Source organism: Nonomuraea sp. IBHARD001, assembly GCF_056106265.1.
This window is the reverse complement of record NZ_JBWBBW010000002.1, coordinates 565,016-581,375: the sequence shown is the minus strand read 5'-3', so window position 1 is coordinate 581,375 and position 16,360 is coordinate 565,016. Positions and strand designations below refer to the sequence as shown.

The window sequence follows — 16,360 nt, the reverse complement described above, 5'->3', positions numbered from 1 at the left end:
CTTTCGGGTCGTCGTCTTTCGGGTCGTCGTCTTTCGGGTCGTCGTCTTTCGGGTCGTCGTCTTTCGGGTCATCGTCATTCGCATGGGGACAACCCTGGCGGTGACGCCCCCGCCTCCGGCTCTGCCATCGGTCAGGCGATCACCCTGACTTTCGTCGGGTGAGGCGGCCGATTCCGCTAGCCTCTCGACGGTACTCCCCACGTCGTTTTGGAAGGTGGCACGCGTGATCGGCTGGTTCGAGGCCGTTGTGCTGGGTCTGATCCAAGGCCTGACTGAATTCCTGCCGATCTCATCGAGCGCCCACATCCGCGTGGTTTCGGCGTTCTTCGGGTGGCAGGACCCCGGAGCGGCGTTCACGGCCGTCATCCAGATCGGCACCGAACTCGCCGTGCTGATCTACTTCAGGCAGGAGATCTGGTCGATCGTCTCGACGTGGGCCAGGTCGCTGGTCAACCGCGACCTGCGCTCGGAGTTCCACGCCCGCATGGGGTGGTACATCATCGTCGGCACCCTGCCGATCGTCGTGCTCGGGCTGCTGTTCAAGGACCAGATCGAGGGGGTGTTCCGCAACCTCTACCTGGTGGGGACGACGCTGATCGTCTTTGCGCTGATCCTGTGGTTCGCCGACCACACCGCGCGGACGAAGCTCACGCTGGAGAAGCACATGAGCTTCACCCACGCCCTCATCTACGGCTTCGCCCAGTCGCTCGCGCTGGTGCCCGGCGTCTCGCGCTCGGGCGGCACGGTGACGGCGGGTCTGCTGCTCGACTACCGGCGTGAGGAGGCGGCGAAGTACTCCTTCCTGCTGGCGATGCCCGCCGTGTTCGGGGCCGGGATCCTGGAGCTGTTCAAGATCGGCGATGGCCAGTCGCCCGACTGGGGGCCGACGATCCTGGCGACGGTGATCTCGTTCGTCGTGGGATACGCGGCGGTGGCGTGGTTCCTGAAGTACATCAGCACCCACAAGTTCACCGGCTTCGTGATCTACCGCATCCTGCTGGGCGTCTTCGTCATCCTGGCGGTCAGCCTGGGCTGGATCCCCGCGACGTGAAGTCGGTGCGCGGATAGCGGCTGGCGAGGCTGAAGACCACCGCGAACACCGCCCAGGCCAGCACGTAGGCCACGGGCTGCGCCCAGCCGTCGCCGATGACGCCGGCCACGGCCTCGCTCCCCTCGAAGTAGACGGCGCCCCCCGCCAGCGCGGCGGGGACCGCGCCCCACCAGCGCCGCCACCACACCTCGTTGACGACGACCTCGAACGCCACGAGCGCGATCGGCCCGAGCAGCAGGACCTTCATGCTCGGCTCGGCCAGCAGCAGGCTGAAGCCCATGACCGCGACGGCCGACAGCACGGTCAGCCCGACCAGGGGGCCGAGCGGCGCGGGTTCGTCCCTGGGGTCGACGGACGGGCTTTGCGGGATCTCATCGGACACCCGCGCCATTCTCGCCAATTCCGACCCGCCACGCGCAGCGCGCCCGCGACCTCGGGCCGCGGGCGCTGAAGCAAAGGCGTTCACACGGGCCACAGGCGCCGGAAGCGGAGGCGCCTTCCCCGCCGCGGGCGCTGGAGCAGAGGCGCTCACACCCCCGCCAGAGGCACCTTCCCCGCCGTGTCCGGCCGTACGGCGACGGGCTCACCGCTCCCGCGGCCGGGCAGGGCGAGCAGCGCCAGCCCCAGCACTGCCCACGCCGCCAGCACGCCCAGCGGGAAGGCCAGATCCGCGCCCGAGAAGTGCACCACGTTGGTGATCGTCCTGGACCCGGCGCCCACCGGCAGGTACTGCCCGATCCACGCGTACCACTCGGGGATGTAGCGTGCGCCGATCGGCCCGCCGCTAGCGGGCAGCCCGATCGGGATGAACAGCAGTGCGGCCAGGCCGACCCCGACCGGACCGACCACCTTGACCAGGCCCGCGACCGCCACACCGATCGTGAACACGATCCCCGCCGAGGCGAGCACGAGCGCCGCGTAGGAGCCGGGCAGTGCGCCGAACACCCCGTCGGCCATCCAGCCGATGCCGAGCGCGGCGACGAGCGCCCCCGCGGCCAGCACACCCACCGTGGCGGCGGCGCCGAGCCCGGGGACCGCGGTGCGCAGCAGCATGGCCATGGCCAGACCTGGCAGGACGAGGGCGAGGGCGTAGAACATGCCCGCGATGCCTCCCGCGTCGCCCGGGGGCAGCGGGACGGCGTCCTGCACGGTCAGCGTGCGGCCTTGGGCCTGGGCGACGGCCTGGAAGACGCCGGTGATGACCTGGGAGCCGGCCCGGCCGCCCGCTCCGGCGACGACCAGCCTGCCTTCCTGCGGCACCAGCACCGCGTCCACCTCGCGCTCCAGCAGGGCCGTCCTGGCCTCCGCCTCGCTCGCATAGCCGGTGAGGACGAACGCGCCGGGCTTCTTCTGGCCGATGGCGGTGTCGAGCTGGGTGACGAGGGCGGCCGGGCCGACGACCGCGATCGGCACGTCGTGCGGCTCCGGCTTGCTGAAGGCGCCGAGGAAAGACGCGGCGAAGAGCATCCCGACGAGGGTCACGGCGACGATGACGCCGATGATCTTACGCATGTTTTCACCACCTGATGACTTCATCACTGTTGAATTTCAAGGTAGCCCAATTCAACATGGTTGAATAGAACCGTGAGCGAGATCACTTCGGACCGAGGCAGAAGGCCGGGAAACCCGCAGACCAGGGAGGCGATCCTGCACGCGGCCATCGCCGCCTTCACCGGTCAGGGCTACGCGGCGACGACGATCAGAGGCGTGGCCAGGGCCGCCGGGGTCGACCCCGCGCTCGTCATGCACTTCTTCGGCTCCAAGGACGGCCTGTTCGACGCCGCGATCCGCGACGGCGGCATGCCGATCCGCAGGCTGAAGGAGGTCGTCGACGGCGACCCCGCCGACCTCGGCCGACGCCTGGCCGAGCGCTACTTCGGACTCTGGGAGGACGAGGAGGCGGGCCCGAGGCTGCGCGCGGTGATGCAGGCGGCGGCGAGCACCCCGGCGGCGGCCGAGCTGCTGAAGGAGTTCCTGCGCGGGGAGGTGCTGGTGCCGCTGGCCGGCCACCTGGGCACGGACCGGCCCGAGGTACGCACACTGCTGGCCGCCGGGCAGCTCATGGGGCCGGCGATGCTCCGCTACGTGCTCAGGGTCGAGCCGCTCGCCTCGCTGCCGTTCGAGGAACTGGTCGCCTACGTGGCGCCCTCGCTGCAGCGGTATCTGACCGGCGAGCTGTCGGTCGAGTGACGCGACTTGAACATTTCATGACCAACCGTTCCCTTTCGGTTCACCGTCGATTCCCCTGATTGGTCATATTTGGTTCATAGCTTCCATCTCGTGCGAAACACGACAAAGATCATGGGAGCCGCGGCACTCGCGGTGGCCGCGCTCAGCCTGACCGCCTGCGGCACCGACGGACCCGCCTCCGCCACCAGCGGCGACGCCGCGAAGGCCACCGCCGTCAACGCCTCGGGCTCCTCCGCCCAGGCCGGTGCGATGGACGCGTGGCGCAAGGGCTTCCAGCAGGCCAACCCCGACGCCACGGTGAACTACCAGGCCAACGGCTCGGGCGCGGGCATCCAGCAGTTCGTCCAGGGCTCGACGGCGTTCGCCGGTTCGGACTCGGCGCTCAAGCCGGAGGAGCGCGCGGCGGCCGTCAAGCGCTGCGGCGGCGAGGTCGTGCACCTGCCGATGGTCGTCGGGCCGATCGCCGTGGCCTACAACCTGCCGGCCGTACCCGATCTGAAGTTGTCGCCCGCGACCATCAGCGGGCTGTTCAGCGGCAAGATCACCACATGGGACGACCCGGCCGTCGCCGCCGACAACCCGGGCGTCACGCTGCCGGGCACCGCCGTGCAGGCCTTCCACCGCTCCGACGACTCCGGCACCAGCGACAACTTCACCAAGTACCTCAAGGCGGCGGGCGGCTGGCCGTACGAGCCCGCCAAGAAGTGGGCGGCGCCCGGCGGCCAGGGGGCCAAGGGCTCCGACGGGGTCACCCAGGCGGTCAAGCAGAGCGAGGGCGCGATCGGCTATGTCGAACTCGGCTACGCCACCAACGCCAAGCTGGCGACCGCCCAGGTGAAGAACGCCTCGGGCGAGTACGTCTCCCTGACGCCCGAGAGCGCCTCCAAGAGCCTCAACGGCGCCGAGATCGTCGGCACCGGCGGCGACCTGGCGATGAAGCTCGACTACACGACCAAGGAGAAGGGCGCCTATCCCGTGGTGCTCGTCACCTACGAGATCACCTGCGCCAAGGGCGCTCCGGCGCTGGTCAAGAGCTTCCTCGGCTACACGGCGAGCGCCGACGGCCAGAGCCGGCTCGCCTCGCTCGGCTACGCCCCGCTGCCGCAGGAGGTGGCCGCCAAGGTTGACGCCTCCGTCAAGGCCCTCTCGTGACCACCACGACCGAGGCGCCCGAGGTCAGAGCGCGCGAGACGACCACGCTCGCGCCGGTGCGCAACACCGGTGACAAGGTCTTCCGCCATCTCAGCCGGGGCGCGGGGCTCACCCTGCTGGCGGTGATGGCGGCCATCGTGGCCTTCCTCGTCGCCCAGGCCGTGCCCGCGCTGCGGGCCAACAGTGTGAGCTTCCTGACCACCTCGCTGTGGGACCCGGACGCGACGCCGAGTGCGTTCGGCATCGCCGCGCTGACGTTCGGCACCATCGCCAGTGCGGTGCTCGCACTGGCGATGGCGACGCCGGTCGCGATCGGCGTGGCCCTGTTCATCAGCCACTACGCGCCACGCAGGCTGGCCGGGGCGATGGGGTACACGGTCGACCTGCTGGCCGCCGTGCCGAGCGTGGTCTACGGCCTGTGGGGGCTGCTGTTCCTGGTGCCGAAGATCGGCTCAAGGAGTGTGTTCACCGCCTCGGTCGTGCTGGCCATCATGATCCTGCCGATCATCTCCTCGATCGTGCGCGAGATCTTCCTGCGGACGCCCAAGGGCCTGGAGGAGTCGGCGCTCGCCCTTGGCGCGACCAGGTGGGAGGTGATCCGCATGGTCGTCCTCCCGTACGGCAGGCGCGGCATCCTCAGCGCCTCGATGCTCGGCCTGGGCCGGGCGCTCGGCGAGACGATCGCGGTCGCGCTGGTGCTGTCCTCCAGCTTCGCGGTGTCGCTGAACGTCTTCGCGCCCGGCGGCAACACCTTCGCCGCCAACATCGCCAACACCTTCGGCGAGGCCGGGCAGATCGGCAGGGGCGCGCTCATCGCGTCGGGGCTGGTCCTGTTCGTCATCACGCTGGCCGTGAACTCGCTGGCCCGTCTCATCGTCAAGGGTGCCAAGTGAAGCTCTCCCTCGCCCGCAGGCTCAAGGACAAGGCCGTACTGGTCGCCGTGTGCGCCGCGTTCCTGCTGGCCCTGCTCCCGCTGGTCTCGGTGCTCGCCGAGGTGGTGGGCAACGGGCTGGCCAGGTTCGACGCCGAGTTCTGGACGCACTCGATGCGCAACGTCGGGCCGCTCGACGCCGGGGGCGGGGCCTACCACGCGATCGTGGGCACCCTGCAGCAGGTCGGCCTGGCCGCGCTGATGGCCGTGCCGATCGGCCTGCTGACGGCCGTCTACCTGGTCGAGTACGGCCAGGGCGGCAGGCTCTCGCGCTGGATCAGCTTCTTCGTCGACGTGATGACCGGCGTGCCGTCCATCGTCGCCGGGCTGTTCGTGCTGGCCTTCTGGGTGCTGGTGCTCGGGCAGGGCTTCTCCGGGTTCGCCGGGGCGCTGGCGCTGGCCATCCTCATGCTGCCCGTCGTGGTGCGCTCGGCCGAGGAGATGCTGCGCCTGGTGCCGGACGACCTGCGCGAGGCCGCCTACGCGCTGGGCGTGCCGCGCTGGCGCACGATCTGCTCGGTCGTGCTGCCCACGGCCTTCAGCGGCATCGTCACCGGCGTCATGCTGGCCGTCGCCCGGGTGGTCGGCGAGACGGCGCCGCTGCTGCTGACGGTGTTCTTCACCGACTCCATCAACCTCAATCCGTTCGCCGGGCCCCAGGTCGGGCTGCCGCAATACGTGTTCGACCAGGCGAGCAAGCCGTTCGACACGGCGATCGACAGGGCGTGGGCCGGGGCGCTGACGCTGATCGTGCTGGTCATGCTGCTCAATCTCGCCGCCCGCCTGATCGCCCGTACCAGGAGAATTCGATGATCACCGCCTCCGGCCTCTCGGCGTACTACTCCTCGCACCAGGCCATCGCCGACATCTCGCTGAGCGTCGAGCCGCGTGCCGTCACCGCCTTCATCGGGCCTTCGGGCTGCGGCAAGTCGACGTTCCTGCGCACGCTGAACCGCATGCACGAGGTCGTGCCCGGCGCCCGGGTCGAAGGGCACGTCTCGCTGGGCGCCCAGGACCTGTACGGCCAGGGCGTCGATCCGGTGGCGGTGCGCCGGTCGGTCGGGATGGTGTTCCAGCGGCCCAATCCCTTCCCCTCGATGTCGATCTACGACAATGTCGCCTCCGGCCTGAAGCTGACCGGCAGGCGGAGCAAGGCCGAGCTCGACGACGTGGTCGAGCGCTCGCTGAAGGGCGCGAACCTGTGGAAGGAGGTCGCCGACCGGCTGACCAAGCCGGGCGGCGGGCTGTCGGGCGGCCAGCAGCAGCGGCTGTGCATCGCCAGGGCGATCGCGGTCGAGCCCGAGGTGCTGCTCATGGACGAGCCGTGCTCGGCGCTCGACCCGATCTCGACGCTGGCCATCGAGGATCTCGTGATCTCGCTCAAGGAGAGGTACACGATCGTCATCGTCACCCACAACATGCAGCAGGCGGGGCGGGTGAGCGACACGACGGCGTTCTTCAACGTGGCGGGACCAGGGCAGCCGGGCAGGCTGGTGGAGTACGGCCCGACGAAGCAGATCTTCACCAATCCCCGTGAGCGTGCGACCGAGGACTACATCACCGGCCGCTTCGGCTGACGACGGGCACGGCCGCCTCGGGCTCGGGCCTGGCCCTGCGGTAGGTCACGGCCGTGAACAGCAGGGCGGCGACGCCGAGCGCCGAGGCCAGGACGACCACGCCGCCCCTGCCCGCCCACTCCAGCGCCAGTCCGCCCGCGAGCCCGCCGACGAAGATCCCCGCGTACTGCACCGAGGCCAGCAGCCCGAGCCCCACCGGCACGTTGTGCGGCACGGCGGCCACCATGCGGTACTGCTGCGAGGGCGCGATGATCCAGCCGATCGCCCCCCAGAGGAACGCCCAGACGAGCGCGAGTGCGAGCGAGGTGTTGGCCAGCGGCTGGATCGCGACGAACAGCGTGGCCCCCGCCACCGCACCGAAGATCATCGCCCTGGGCCCGTAGGCGTCGGTGAGCCTGCCGCCGACCAGGTTGCCCACGATGCTGCCCAGGCCCCACGCCCACAGCACGGCGGTGAGCGAGACGTCGAACAGCGAGCCGAAGTAGGTGTAGGCGGTGAACGCGGCGGCGAAGATGAGCAGTTGCGTGCCGAGCACGGTGAGGGCGCCCCTGTCGGCCAGCGGCGCGAACCTCTGCCTGAGCCCTCCCGGCTGCTCGATGCGCGCTTCGGGCACGACGGCGGCGACCGCGACGAGCGCGAGCACGCCGAGCGCCGCGACCAGCCACATGGTCAGCCGCCAGTCGTCCGCGCCGACCAGGGTGCCGATCGGCACGCCGAGCGCGGTGGAGACGGTCAGCCCCGAGATGACCAGCGAGAGCGCACGCCCCCTGCGCTCGGGCGGCGAGAGCGCGGAGGCGACCCCCGAGGCGACGGGCGTCACGAGCGCGGCACCCGCAGCGGCGAGCACACGGGTGGCCAGGATCGGCGCCAGACCGCTGACGAGCGCGGTCAGCACATTTCCGGCGACGAAGACGGCCAGGCCGATGAGCAGGACGCTCTTGCGCGAGAGCCGTGCGGTCAAGGCGGCCAGCACGGGCGAGAGCAGCGCGTAGGAGAGCGCGAACACGGTCATGATCTGACCTGCGGCCGAGGGCGAGACGCCGAGGTCGCGCGAGATGGGCAGCACCAGGCCTGCGGCGACGAACATGCCGGTGCCGACGGCGAAGGTGGCTAAGGCGAGCGGATACAGCCGTGGATTCACCCTTCAGAGCCTGGCTCATTTGTATGATTGTTGTCAAACAATCCTACAAAGGTAGGCTGTGGGCATGCGTCCGCTCCCGCAACCGGCCGTCGGCGACATCCAGCTCACCGAGGTGCTCAAGGCCCTGGCAGACCCGGCCAGGCTCACCGTCGTGCTGCGCCTGGCCGTCGAGGGCGAGGCGCGGTGCGTCGACGCCGGAGCCGGGCTCAGCGTGCACAAGTCGACGATGACGCACCACTACCGGGTGCTCAGGGAGTCCGGCCTGGTCAGCACCATGCAGGACGGCAGGGAGAAGTGGCTGCGCCTGCGCACCTCCGACCTGGAGTCGCGCTTCCCCGGCCTGCTGACCGCCGTGCTCGCCGCCTCCGCCGAGGTGGACTGAGCACGTGCGCACCGATCTGCCCATCGCGCCCGCGATTCCCCGCCTGCTCGACGCGCTCGCCGGGCACGGGTGCGCCGTGCTCACCGCGCCACCCGGCACCGGCAAGACCACCCTGGTCCCGCTCGCCCTGGCCGAGACCGGGCTGCGCGTGCTGGTCGCCGAGCCCCGGCGGCTGGCCGTACGCGCCGCGGCGCGCAGGATGGCCGCGCTGCTCGGGGAGCGGGTGGGCGAGCGGGTCGGCTTCACCGTGCGGGGCGAGCGCAAGGCGGGTCCCGCGACGACGGTCGAGGTCGTCACGACCGGTGTCCTGCTCCAGCGCCTGCAACGCGACCAGGAGTTGCCGGGCGTCGACGTCGTCATGCTCGACGAGTGCCACGAACGCCACCTCGACGCCGACACCGCCCTGGCCTTCCTGCTCGACGTACGCGAGACGCTCAGGCCCGACCTGCGCCTGCTGGCCACATCGGCGACCGCCGACGCCGCCCCGCTGGCCGCCCTGCTCGGCGACGCGCCCGTCGTGGCGGCCGAGGGCACGGCCCACCCCGTCGAGACCGTCTGGGCGCCTCCCGCCCGCCCGCTGCCGCCGCCGCACGGCATGCGCGTCGCACCCGAACTGCTGGCCCACGTCGCCGCCACGGTACGGCGGGCACTGGCCGAGCGCGTCGGCGACGTGCTGTGCTTCCTGCCGGGCGTCTCCGAGATCGGCAGGGTGGCCGGGCTGCTCGGCTCCGGCCTGGACGCCGATGTGCTCCAGGTGCACGGCCAGGCGCCCGCCCATGTCCAGGACGCCGTGCTGTCGCCCGGCGATCGGCGCAGGGTGGTGCTGGCCACCTCGGTCGCCGAGTCCAGTCTGACCGTGCCCGGTGTGCGGGTCGTGGTCGACTCCGGTCTGGCCAGGGAGCCGCGCACCGACCACGCGCGGGGGCTCGGCTCGCTCACCACGGTCCGCGTGTCGAAGGCGTCGGCCGTCCAGCGTGCGGGCCGGGCCGGGCGTGAGGCCGAAGGCACGGTCTACCGGTGCTGGTCCGAGGCCGAGCACGGCAGGCTGGCCGAGCACGCGAGTCCCGAGATCGTGCTCGCCGACCTGACCGCGTTCGCACTGCAGGCCGCCTGCTGGGGCAGTGCGGACGCCACCGGCCTGGCCCTGCTGACGGCGCCGCCGCCCGCCGCGATGGCCGCCGCGACCAGGACGCTGACCACGCTCGGCGCACTCACGCCGGAGGCGAAGGTCACCGGCAGAGGGCGTGCGATGGCATCGGTGGGCGTCCATCCCCGCCTGGCCAGGGCGCTGCTCGACGGCGGCCCCGGCGCGGCCGACGTGGTGGCGCTGCTGTCGGAGGAGGCGCCGCGCTCGGCCGGTGACGACCTGGTCGAGATCTGGCGCACGGCCGCGCGTGGCGGCGACGCCTTCTCGGCGCGCTGGCGTCAGGAGGTACGCCGCCTGGGCGCACGCGGCCCTTCGGCGACGCCGTCGGACGCCCTGGCCGGGCTGGTGGTCGCCCTGGCCTTCCCCGAGCGCGTCGCCAGGAGGCGTGGCGCGAGCGGCGCCTTCCTCATGGCGTCGGGCACGGCCGCGCAACTGCCCGAGGGCTCGCGGCTCGCCTCGGCCGCCTGGCTCGCGATCGCCGTGGCCGACCGGCCGACCGGCTCGGCGAGCGCCAGAGTACGCCAGGCCGTGGTCATCGACGAGGAGACCGCCCGCGCCGCTGTACCCGTGCGGAGGGCCGACGAGGTCGGCTGGCTGACGCCGCCCGGCGGGCGCAAGGGCGACGTGAGCGCACGACGCGTGGAACGGCTCGGCGCGATCGAACTGGCCGCATCGGTCCTGCCTTCGGCCGATGTACGGCCCGCGCTGCTCGAAGGGCTGCGGGTCGAGGGCGTCGGGCTGCTCACCTGGACCAAGGAGGCGGGCGCGCTGCGGGAGCGGCTGGCGTTCTGCCATCGGGTGGCCGGTGACCCGTGGCCCTCGATGGACCGGCTGGCCGACCTGGCCGAGCAGTGGCTCGAACCCGAGCTGTCCAAGGCCAGGCGTCGCGCCGATCTCGAACGCGTCGACGTCGCTTCGGCGCTGCGGCGGCTGATCCCGTGGAGTGCGCGGCTCGACGACGTCGCGCCCGAGCGGGTGGAGATCCCGAGCGGCTCGCGCGTGCGCGTGGACTACTCGGGCCCGCAGCCCGTGCTCGCGGCGAAGCTGCAGGAGCTGTTCGGCTGGCAGGAGACGCCGCTGATCGCAGGCGTGCCGCTGCTGATCCACCTGCTCTCGCCCGCGGGCAGGCCGGTGGCCGTGACGGCCGATCTGGCGTCGTTCTGGCGCGAGGGCTACCGCTCGGTCCGGGCCGAACTGCGCGGTCGCTACCCTCGTCACCCCTGGCCCGACGACCCGCTGCAGGCGACGGCCACCCGTAGAACCAATCCCCGGAAGGGCTGACATGCCCGACCGCCGCGCCCTGATCGCCGCCCGCGAGAACGCCGAATGGTGTGCCCGCCTGTGCCAGGCCCACGGCATCGCGACCGCATTCGGCCGGGCGGCCTGGACCAGCCCCACCCGCACGCCCGTGCTGTACCCGGACGCCGTCACGCTCACGCCGCGGGCACGGCCCGGCGACGTGCTGCCCGCGATCGAGGCGGGCCCCGGCGCCTCGGTGAAGGACAGCTTCGCGACCCTCGACCTGCCGGGCTTCGAGGTGCTGTTCACGGCCGACTGGATCCACAGCAGGCCCGGCCGCTCCGGCGCGCACTCGCGCACCGCCACGGGCGACCGCGTCACCTGGAACGTGATCGAGGACCCCACCGCCCTGGCCGACTGGGAGGAACACGCCCACCCGGGCAGCTCACCCGCTCTCTTTCCCGCCGCCCTGCTGGCCGTGCCCGAGGTGCGGCTGATCAGGGGTGAGATCGCGGGCGACACCGTGTGCGGGGCCGTGCTGAACCTCCACGGTCCGGTCGTGGGTGTGTCGAACGTGTTCGCCTCCGGGTGCGACCTGCCCGCGGCCTGGCAGGGCGTGATCGCGATGGCGGCCGGGCTGTTCCCCGGTCGTGAGCTGGTCGGCTACGAGTCGGGAGCCGACCTCGACGTGCCGGTGGAGCTCGGCTTCACGACGGTCGGGCCGCTGCGCGTTCTGCTGGCCGGCTGAGGTCGGCTTGCCCTTGCACCGGTTTCGGTGTTCACTGTTCCCCAGCGAGAGCGGTGCTCACAAAACAGAGAGGTGCACTCCATGCATATCGCCACTCCCGAAGGCCGGATCGCCTACGAGCTGAGCGGCCCGGCCGACGGCGGGCTCGTCGTCCTCGTGCACGGCATGGGCGACAGCGGCGCCACCTTCAGGTTCCTCGCCCCCGACCTGGCCGCCGCCGGGCACCGGGTCGCCGTGATGGACGTGCGCGGTTACGGGCGTTCGAGCGCCGGATGGGCCGACCACGGCGTCGAGGCGATCGGCGGGGACGTGCTCGTCCTGATCCGGGAGCTCGGCGGGCCCGCGACCGTCGTCGGGCACTCCATCGGCTGCGCCGCAGCCGTCTGGGCCGCGGCCGAGGCGCCGGACGAGGTCACCGGGCTGGTGCTGATCGGCACGTTCTCCGGCCAGACGCCGATCAAGGGCTGGATGAAGGCGATGTCCAGGCTCGTCGGGCGCAGCGCGCTGCTCTGGAGCCTGTTCCTGCGCGCCGGCTACCCGGGGAGCAGGCCGGACGACCTTCCCGCCTACCTCGCGGGCGTCAGGGCCGATCTCAGGCGGCCCGGCCGGATGGCCGCACTGCGCGCTCAGATCGAGGAGTCGCTGTCGGGCGTACGGGCGAGGTATGCCGAGGTCGCGCAGCCGTCGTTGCTCGTCATGGGCACGCGTGACGCCGACTTCGCCGACCCGGCCGCCGACGCCGCCCTCAGTGCCGCCCAGCTCGCGGGGCCCGCCGCCGTGCACCTCGTCCAGGGCGCCGGGCACTATCCGCACGCCGAACGCCAGGCCGAATGCGCCGAAGCCGTCCTGAGCTTCGTCGCCGCTCATGGGGTGGTGCGCGAGCGTGCTGTCATGCGACTATCATAGTGATATCACTTGGATAGCAGGGAGTCGCACATGGAACGCAGGGCATTCCGCATCAATGGCTTCGTGGTGCTCCTCGCACTGCTGGTCCTGGGCGGCGCCGCAGCCGCGGGAGGGGCGGCGGGCGGCGAGGTGGGCCTGATCGTCGCGCTGATCGTGTGGGGCGTGGTGGCGGTGCTGCTGGCCACCGGGTTCACCGTGATCAACCCCAATGAGGCCAAGGTCGTGCAGTTCCTCGGCCGCTACGTCGGCTCGATCACCGACGCGGGCTTCCAGTGGGTGCTGCCGTTCACCAGCAAGAGGAAGATCTCGCTGCGGGTGCGCAACTTCGAGACCACCAAGCTGAAGGTCAACGACGCCGACGGCAACCCGGTCGAGATCGCCGCCGTCGTCGTCTACAAGGTGAACGAGACGGCCAAGGCCACCTTCGCCGTCGACGACTACGAGGAGTACGTCGCGATCCAGTCCGAGGCCGCCGTCCGCCACCTGGCGACCTCGCACCCCTACGACTCGCACGAGCCCGACCGCACCAGCCTGCGCGACGGCGGCGAGGTCGCCGAGGAGCTCACGACCGAGCTGCGCGAGCGCACGGTGCTGGCCGGCATCGAGGTCCTCGAAGCCAGGATCACCCACCTCGCCTACGCCCCCGAGATCGCCCAGGCGATGCTGGTGCGCCAGCAGGCCGCCCAGGTCGTCGCCGCCCGTACCCGCATCGTCGAAGGCGCGGTCGGCATGGTCCAGCTCGCCCTCGACCGGCTGGCCGCCGAAGGCGTCGTCGACCTCGACGAGGAGCGCAAGGCCGCGATGGTCTCCAACCTCCTCGTGGTGCTGTGCGGCGACCGCGCCACGCAGCCGGTGGTCAACGCGGGCAGCCTCTATGGCTGACGAACCCGCCGAACCGGCCGGGCGCGCCAAGCCGCCCGAACGCAAGAAGCTCCTGCTGCGCCTCGACCCGGCGGTCCACGACGCCGTCGCCCGATGGGCCGCCGACGACCTGCGCAGTATCAACGCCCAGATCGAGTACGCCCTGCGGCTCGCGCTCAGACAGGCGGGGCGCGAGCCGCGCAAGGGCAAGGGCGAGCGCGACGCTTAGGCCCTCGCCGAAAGCTTCACAGCGCCCGCCCTGAGTACCACAATCAGGACATGTCATGGGCAGGCAGACCGGCCGTCGAGATCGCCGAGGCCGTACGCGGCGGCAGGGTCACGGCTTCGGCCGTGCTCGACGAGCACCTGGCGGTCATCGCCGCCCGCGATCCCGCCATCGGCGCCTTCCGCCTCGTGCGGGCCGCGGCGCGGGCCGAGGCGCTGGCCGTACCCGCACGGTCCGACCTGCCGCTGGCCGGGGTGCCCGTCGCGGTCAAGGACAACCTGGCCGTCGCGGGCGAGAGCACACGCAACGGCTCGGCCGCCACCTCGGCCGAGCCCGCACCCGCCGACCACCCGGCCGTCGCCAGGCTGCGCGCGGCCGGAGCCGTGATCGTCGGCCTGACCAACGTCCCCGAGCTCTGCCTGACCGGCTTCGGCGACAGCGTCCACGCCACCACCCGCAACCCCTGGGACCTCTCCCGTACGGCAGGCGGCTCCTCCAGCGGCAGCGCGGCGGCGGTCGCCGCGGGCCTCGTGCCGATCGCACTCGGCAACGACGGGCTCGGCTCCCTGCGCATCCCCGGCGCCTGCTGCGGCGTCCTGGCCCTCAAGCCTGGCCCCGGCCTGGTCCCGCCGCCGGGCAACGGCTGGCACGGCATGGCGGAGAACGGCCCGGTCGCGGCCACGGCGGCCGACCTGGCGCTCATGCTCTCGGTGCTGGCCGACGACCCCGGCCTCGCGGGCGCCTGGCAGGGCGGCGACCGCGTCACCGCACTGCCAGCCCTGCGCTCGATCTGGGACGACGAGCCCGGCCCGGCCGGTGAGGTGGCGGGCAACGCCCCCCTGCGCTCGGTCTGGGACCCCACGCCGGTCGAGGAGAGCAGGGCGACCTGGGACCCGGTGCCGAGGCCGAGCGGGCCCGGCCCCTTCGAGCTACGGGTGGCGTTCTGCCCCAACCCGCTGCCGCCCGGCATGCGCGTGCACGCGGCCTTCCAGGAGGCGGTGAACCAGGCGGCCCAGGCGTTGCGCAACATGGACCACACGGTCGTGGAGCACCCGCACAGGATGCCCGCCTGGCTCGGCTTCAGTGCGATCGCGACCTGGCTGGCCCTGGCGGCGCAGGACGCGGCCCCGCTCGGGCGCGACCTGCTGGAGCGCAGGACACGGGCGCTGGCCAGGGCCGGGAGGGTGCTGGGCGGCTTCGGCCTGAACGGCGAGAAGGGCAGGGAGCGCTGGCTGGACGGCGGGGCCGAGCAGTGGTTCGGCGACGCCGACGCCATCGTGATGCCAACGCTCGCCGGGCTGCCGCCCAAGGCCGCCCGATGGGGAGAGCGCGGCCTGGTGCGCAACGCCCTGGTCAATGTGGCCTACGCGCCCACCACCGCCGCGTGGAACCTGGCGGGCTGGCCCGCGATCACGGTGCCGTTCGGGCGCTGCCGTTCGGGGCGGGGCAGGGGCCTGCCGATCGGCGTGCAGATCGTCGCGCCGCCCGGCGGCGAACCCCATCTGCTCGGCCTGGCCGCCCAGCTGGAGTCGGCCGAGCCCTGGCCGCGTCACGCCCCCGCGTAGGACTTCAGCGTGATGGCCCTGGCCGCCTTCGCGATCGGCCCGGTGATACGCCTGGTCATCGCCTCGCGGTAGCCGCGCGGCATCCTGGGCAGCACGCGGAGGGCCAGCAGCTGGATGCGGATCATCAGCCTGGAGGAGGGGATCATGCCGTTGAGATTGGTCTCGGCGAGCTTCTGGTTGGCCTCGACGAAGGCGCCCATCTCCCGTTCGTACGCGGCGAAGCCAGCCTCGTGGTCGCCGCCCGCCGCCGCCAGCTCGCCGGCGAGCACGTAGGCGCCGACCAGGCTGAGGCTGGTGCCCTGCCCCGATGCGGGCGAGGCGCAGTAGCCCGCGTCGCCGACGAGCGTCACCCTGCCCTTCGACCAGGTGTCCATCCTGATCTGGCTCATCGAGTCGAAGTAGAAGTCGGGCGCCTCCCGCATGGCGGCCAGCAGCGTGGGCTCGTCCCAGTTGCCGTCGGCGTACGCGGCCTCGACCGCGCGCTTCTGCCGTTCGACGTCGCGCCTGTCGTCGCCGAGCGGCTCACCGGCGAACATGAACAGCGCCTTGGCCGTGCCGCGCGTGGCATACATGCCGGAGATGCGGCCCGGCTGCAGGTGGGTCATCTCGTCGCGGTCCAGGCCCCTGTGGTTGGGCACGGTCCAGATCGAGATGGAGTGGCCGAGATCCCTGCGGAAGGCGCTCTCGTCGCCGAAGACCAGCGACCTGGTGTGGGAGTGCAGTCCGTCGGCCCCGACGACGAGGTCGAACGTCTGTGAACGGCCCGATTCGAACCGCACCCGCACGCCGTCCGCGTCCTGCTCCAGGCTCGCGATGGAGTCGCCGAACAGGTAGTCGGCGTCGTCCTTGGTGGCGTCGTACAGGATGCGGGCCAGGTCGCCGCGCATGATCTCGACGTCGTCGCCGCCGCGCCCGCCGAACGTCCTGGCGTCCATGGTGGCGACCTGGCGGCCGTCGGCGTCGACGAACCTACCCACCCGCATGTCGGTCTCCAGGGCGCGGACCGCCTCCATCAGGCCCATCCGCGTGAGCACGTCGAGCGCCGTGCCCCTGACGTCGACCTTGTAGCCGCCGGTCCTGATCGCGGGCGCGCGCTCGACGAGCGTGACCCGGAAGCCGTGACGCCGCAACCAGAAGGCGAGGACGGGACCGGCGATGGACGCTCCTGAGATCAGCACGTTTCTCATGCCTCGGACGATACATATGTCTGAGACGATCGTCTAGTACAAGCGTCTCAATTCTTG

The 16,360-nt window shown here is 71.8% G+C and carries 17 protein-coding genes; 13 read left to right on the top strand and 4 right to left on the bottom strand.

Annotation, left to right across the window (positions count from 1 at the left end; genetic code table 11):
* Positions 1 to 223: 223 nt before the first annotated feature.
* Complete coding sequence (locus ACTWNK_RS04900) at positions 224 to 1,051, top strand: undecaprenyl-diphosphate phosphatase (protein WP_474302306.1); 828 nt, start codon at positions 224 to 226, stop codon at positions 1,049 to 1,051.
* On the opposite strand, the gene ACTWNK_RS04895 is transcribed toward ACTWNK_RS04900, so the two are convergent.
* Positions 1,023 to 1,433, bottom strand: coding sequence for a hypothetical protein (locus ACTWNK_RS04895; protein ID WP_474302305.1), 411 nt, complete (start codon positions 1,431 to 1,433; stop codon positions 1,023 to 1,025). The genes ACTWNK_RS04900 and ACTWNK_RS04895 overlap by 29 nt on opposite strands.
* 146 nt (positions 1,434 to 1,579) lie before the next feature.
* Positions 1,580 to 2,563 carry a hypothetical protein gene (locus tag ACTWNK_RS04890; protein WP_474302304.1) on the bottom strand — a complete coding sequence of 328 codons (984 nt, stop codon included), beginning with the start codon at positions 2,561 to 2,563 and terminating at the stop codon, positions 1,580 to 1,582.
* 72 nt (positions 2,564 to 2,635) lie between these two features.
* On the opposite strand from ACTWNK_RS04890, the gene ACTWNK_RS04885 reads away from it, so the two are divergent.
* The 5 genes from ACTWNK_RS04885 to pstB all read left to right on the top strand — a co-directional run bounded on the left by ACTWNK_RS04885 (position 2,636) and on the right by pstB (position 6,901).
* A complete protein-coding gene (locus ACTWNK_RS04885) occupies positions 2,636 to 3,241 on the top strand; it encodes a TetR/AcrR family transcriptional regulator (RefSeq protein WP_474302303.1) in 606 nt (201 codons plus the stop codon).
* 90 nt (positions 3,242 to 3,331) lie between these two features.
* Positions 3,332 to 4,393, top strand: a complete 1,062-nt coding sequence (gene pstS / locus ACTWNK_RS04880; RefSeq protein WP_474302302.1) for a phosphate ABC transporter substrate-binding protein PstS — start codon at positions 3,332 to 3,334, stop codon at positions 4,391 to 4,393.
* The gene (gene pstC / locus ACTWNK_RS04875) at positions 4,390 to 5,286 is read left to right on the top strand and encodes a phosphate ABC transporter permease subunit PstC (protein ID WP_474302301.1); all 897 of its coding nucleotides are present in this window, start codon (positions 4,390 to 4,392) and stop codon (positions 5,284 to 5,286) included. The genes pstS and pstC overlap by 4 nt, the downstream gene beginning before the upstream one ends.
* Entirely contained in the window at positions 5,283 to 6,137 is an 855-nt protein-coding gene (gene pstA / locus ACTWNK_RS04870) for a phosphate ABC transporter permease PstA (RefSeq protein ID WP_474302300.1), read from the top strand. The genes pstC and pstA overlap by 4 nt, the downstream gene beginning before the upstream one ends.
* Positions 6,134 to 6,901: a phosphate ABC transporter ATP-binding protein PstB gene (gene pstB / locus ACTWNK_RS04865; RefSeq protein ID WP_474302299.1), complete on the top strand. Its 768-nt coding sequence runs from the start codon at positions 6,134 to 6,136 to the stop codon at positions 6,899 to 6,901. Before pstA ends, pstB begins: the two co-directional genes overlap by 4 nt.
* Here the strand turns inward: pstB and ACTWNK_RS04860 are convergent.
* Positions 6,882 to 8,042 (bottom strand): MFS transporter, encoded by a 1,161-nt coding sequence (locus ACTWNK_RS04860; RefSeq protein ID WP_474302298.1) that lies wholly within the window; start codon positions 8,040 to 8,042, stop codon positions 6,882 to 6,884. The two genes, pstB and ACTWNK_RS04860, sit on opposite strands and share 20 nt — an antisense overlap.
* 64 nt (positions 8,043 to 8,106) lie before the next feature.
* Here ACTWNK_RS04860 and ACTWNK_RS04855 point away from each other — a divergent pair, with 64 nt between their 5' ends.
* From ACTWNK_RS04855 to ACTWNK_RS04825, 7 genes are all read left to right on the top strand, one after another.
* Positions 8,107 to 8,424: an ArsR/SmtB family transcription factor gene (locus ACTWNK_RS04855; RefSeq protein ID WP_474302297.1), complete on the top strand. Its 318-nt coding sequence runs from the start codon at positions 8,107 to 8,109 to the stop codon at positions 8,422 to 8,424.
* A 4-nt stretch (positions 8,425 to 8,428) separates the two neighbouring features.
* Positions 8,429 to 10,852, top strand: a complete 2,424-nt coding sequence (hrpB, locus tag ACTWNK_RS04850) for an ATP-dependent helicase HrpB (RefSeq protein ID WP_474302296.1) — start codon at positions 8,429 to 8,431, stop codon at positions 10,850 to 10,852.
* A 1-nt stretch (position 10,853) separates the two neighbouring features.
* The gene (locus tag ACTWNK_RS04845) at positions 10,854 to 11,558 is read left to right on the top strand and encodes a hypothetical protein (protein WP_474302295.1); all 705 of its coding nucleotides are present in this window, start codon (positions 10,854 to 10,856) and stop codon (positions 11,556 to 11,558) included.
* 81 nt (positions 11,559 to 11,639) lie between these two features.
* The gene (locus ACTWNK_RS04840) at positions 11,640 to 12,464 is read left to right on the top strand and encodes an alpha/beta fold hydrolase (RefSeq protein ID WP_474302294.1); all 825 of its coding nucleotides are present in this window, start codon (positions 11,640 to 11,642) and stop codon (positions 12,462 to 12,464) included.
* 30 nt (positions 12,465 to 12,494) lie between these two features.
* Entirely contained in the window at positions 12,495 to 13,346 is an 852-nt protein-coding gene (locus ACTWNK_RS04835; RefSeq protein WP_474302293.1) for an SPFH domain-containing protein, read from the top strand.
* Positions 13,339 to 13,554: a type II toxin-antitoxin system antitoxin gene (locus tag ACTWNK_RS04830; RefSeq protein ID WP_474302292.1), complete on the top strand. Its 216-nt coding sequence runs from the start codon at positions 13,339 to 13,341 to the stop codon at positions 13,552 to 13,554. The genes ACTWNK_RS04835 and ACTWNK_RS04830 overlap by 8 nt, the downstream gene beginning before the upstream one ends.
* A 50-nt stretch (positions 13,555 to 13,604) precedes the next feature.
* Positions 13,605 to 15,116 (top strand): amidase, encoded by a 1,512-nt coding sequence (locus ACTWNK_RS04825; RefSeq protein WP_474302291.1) that lies wholly within the window; start codon positions 13,605 to 13,607, stop codon positions 15,114 to 15,116.
* Here ACTWNK_RS04825 and ACTWNK_RS04820 read toward each other — a convergent pair.
* The gene (locus tag ACTWNK_RS04820; RefSeq protein ID WP_474302290.1) at positions 15,101 to 16,303 is read right to left on the bottom strand and encodes an FAD-dependent monooxygenase; all 1,203 of its coding nucleotides are present in this window, start codon (positions 16,301 to 16,303) and stop codon (positions 15,101 to 15,103) included. The two genes, ACTWNK_RS04825 and ACTWNK_RS04820, sit on opposite strands and share 16 nt — an antisense overlap.
* Between the last annotated feature and the right edge of the window lie 57 nt (positions 16,304 to 16,360).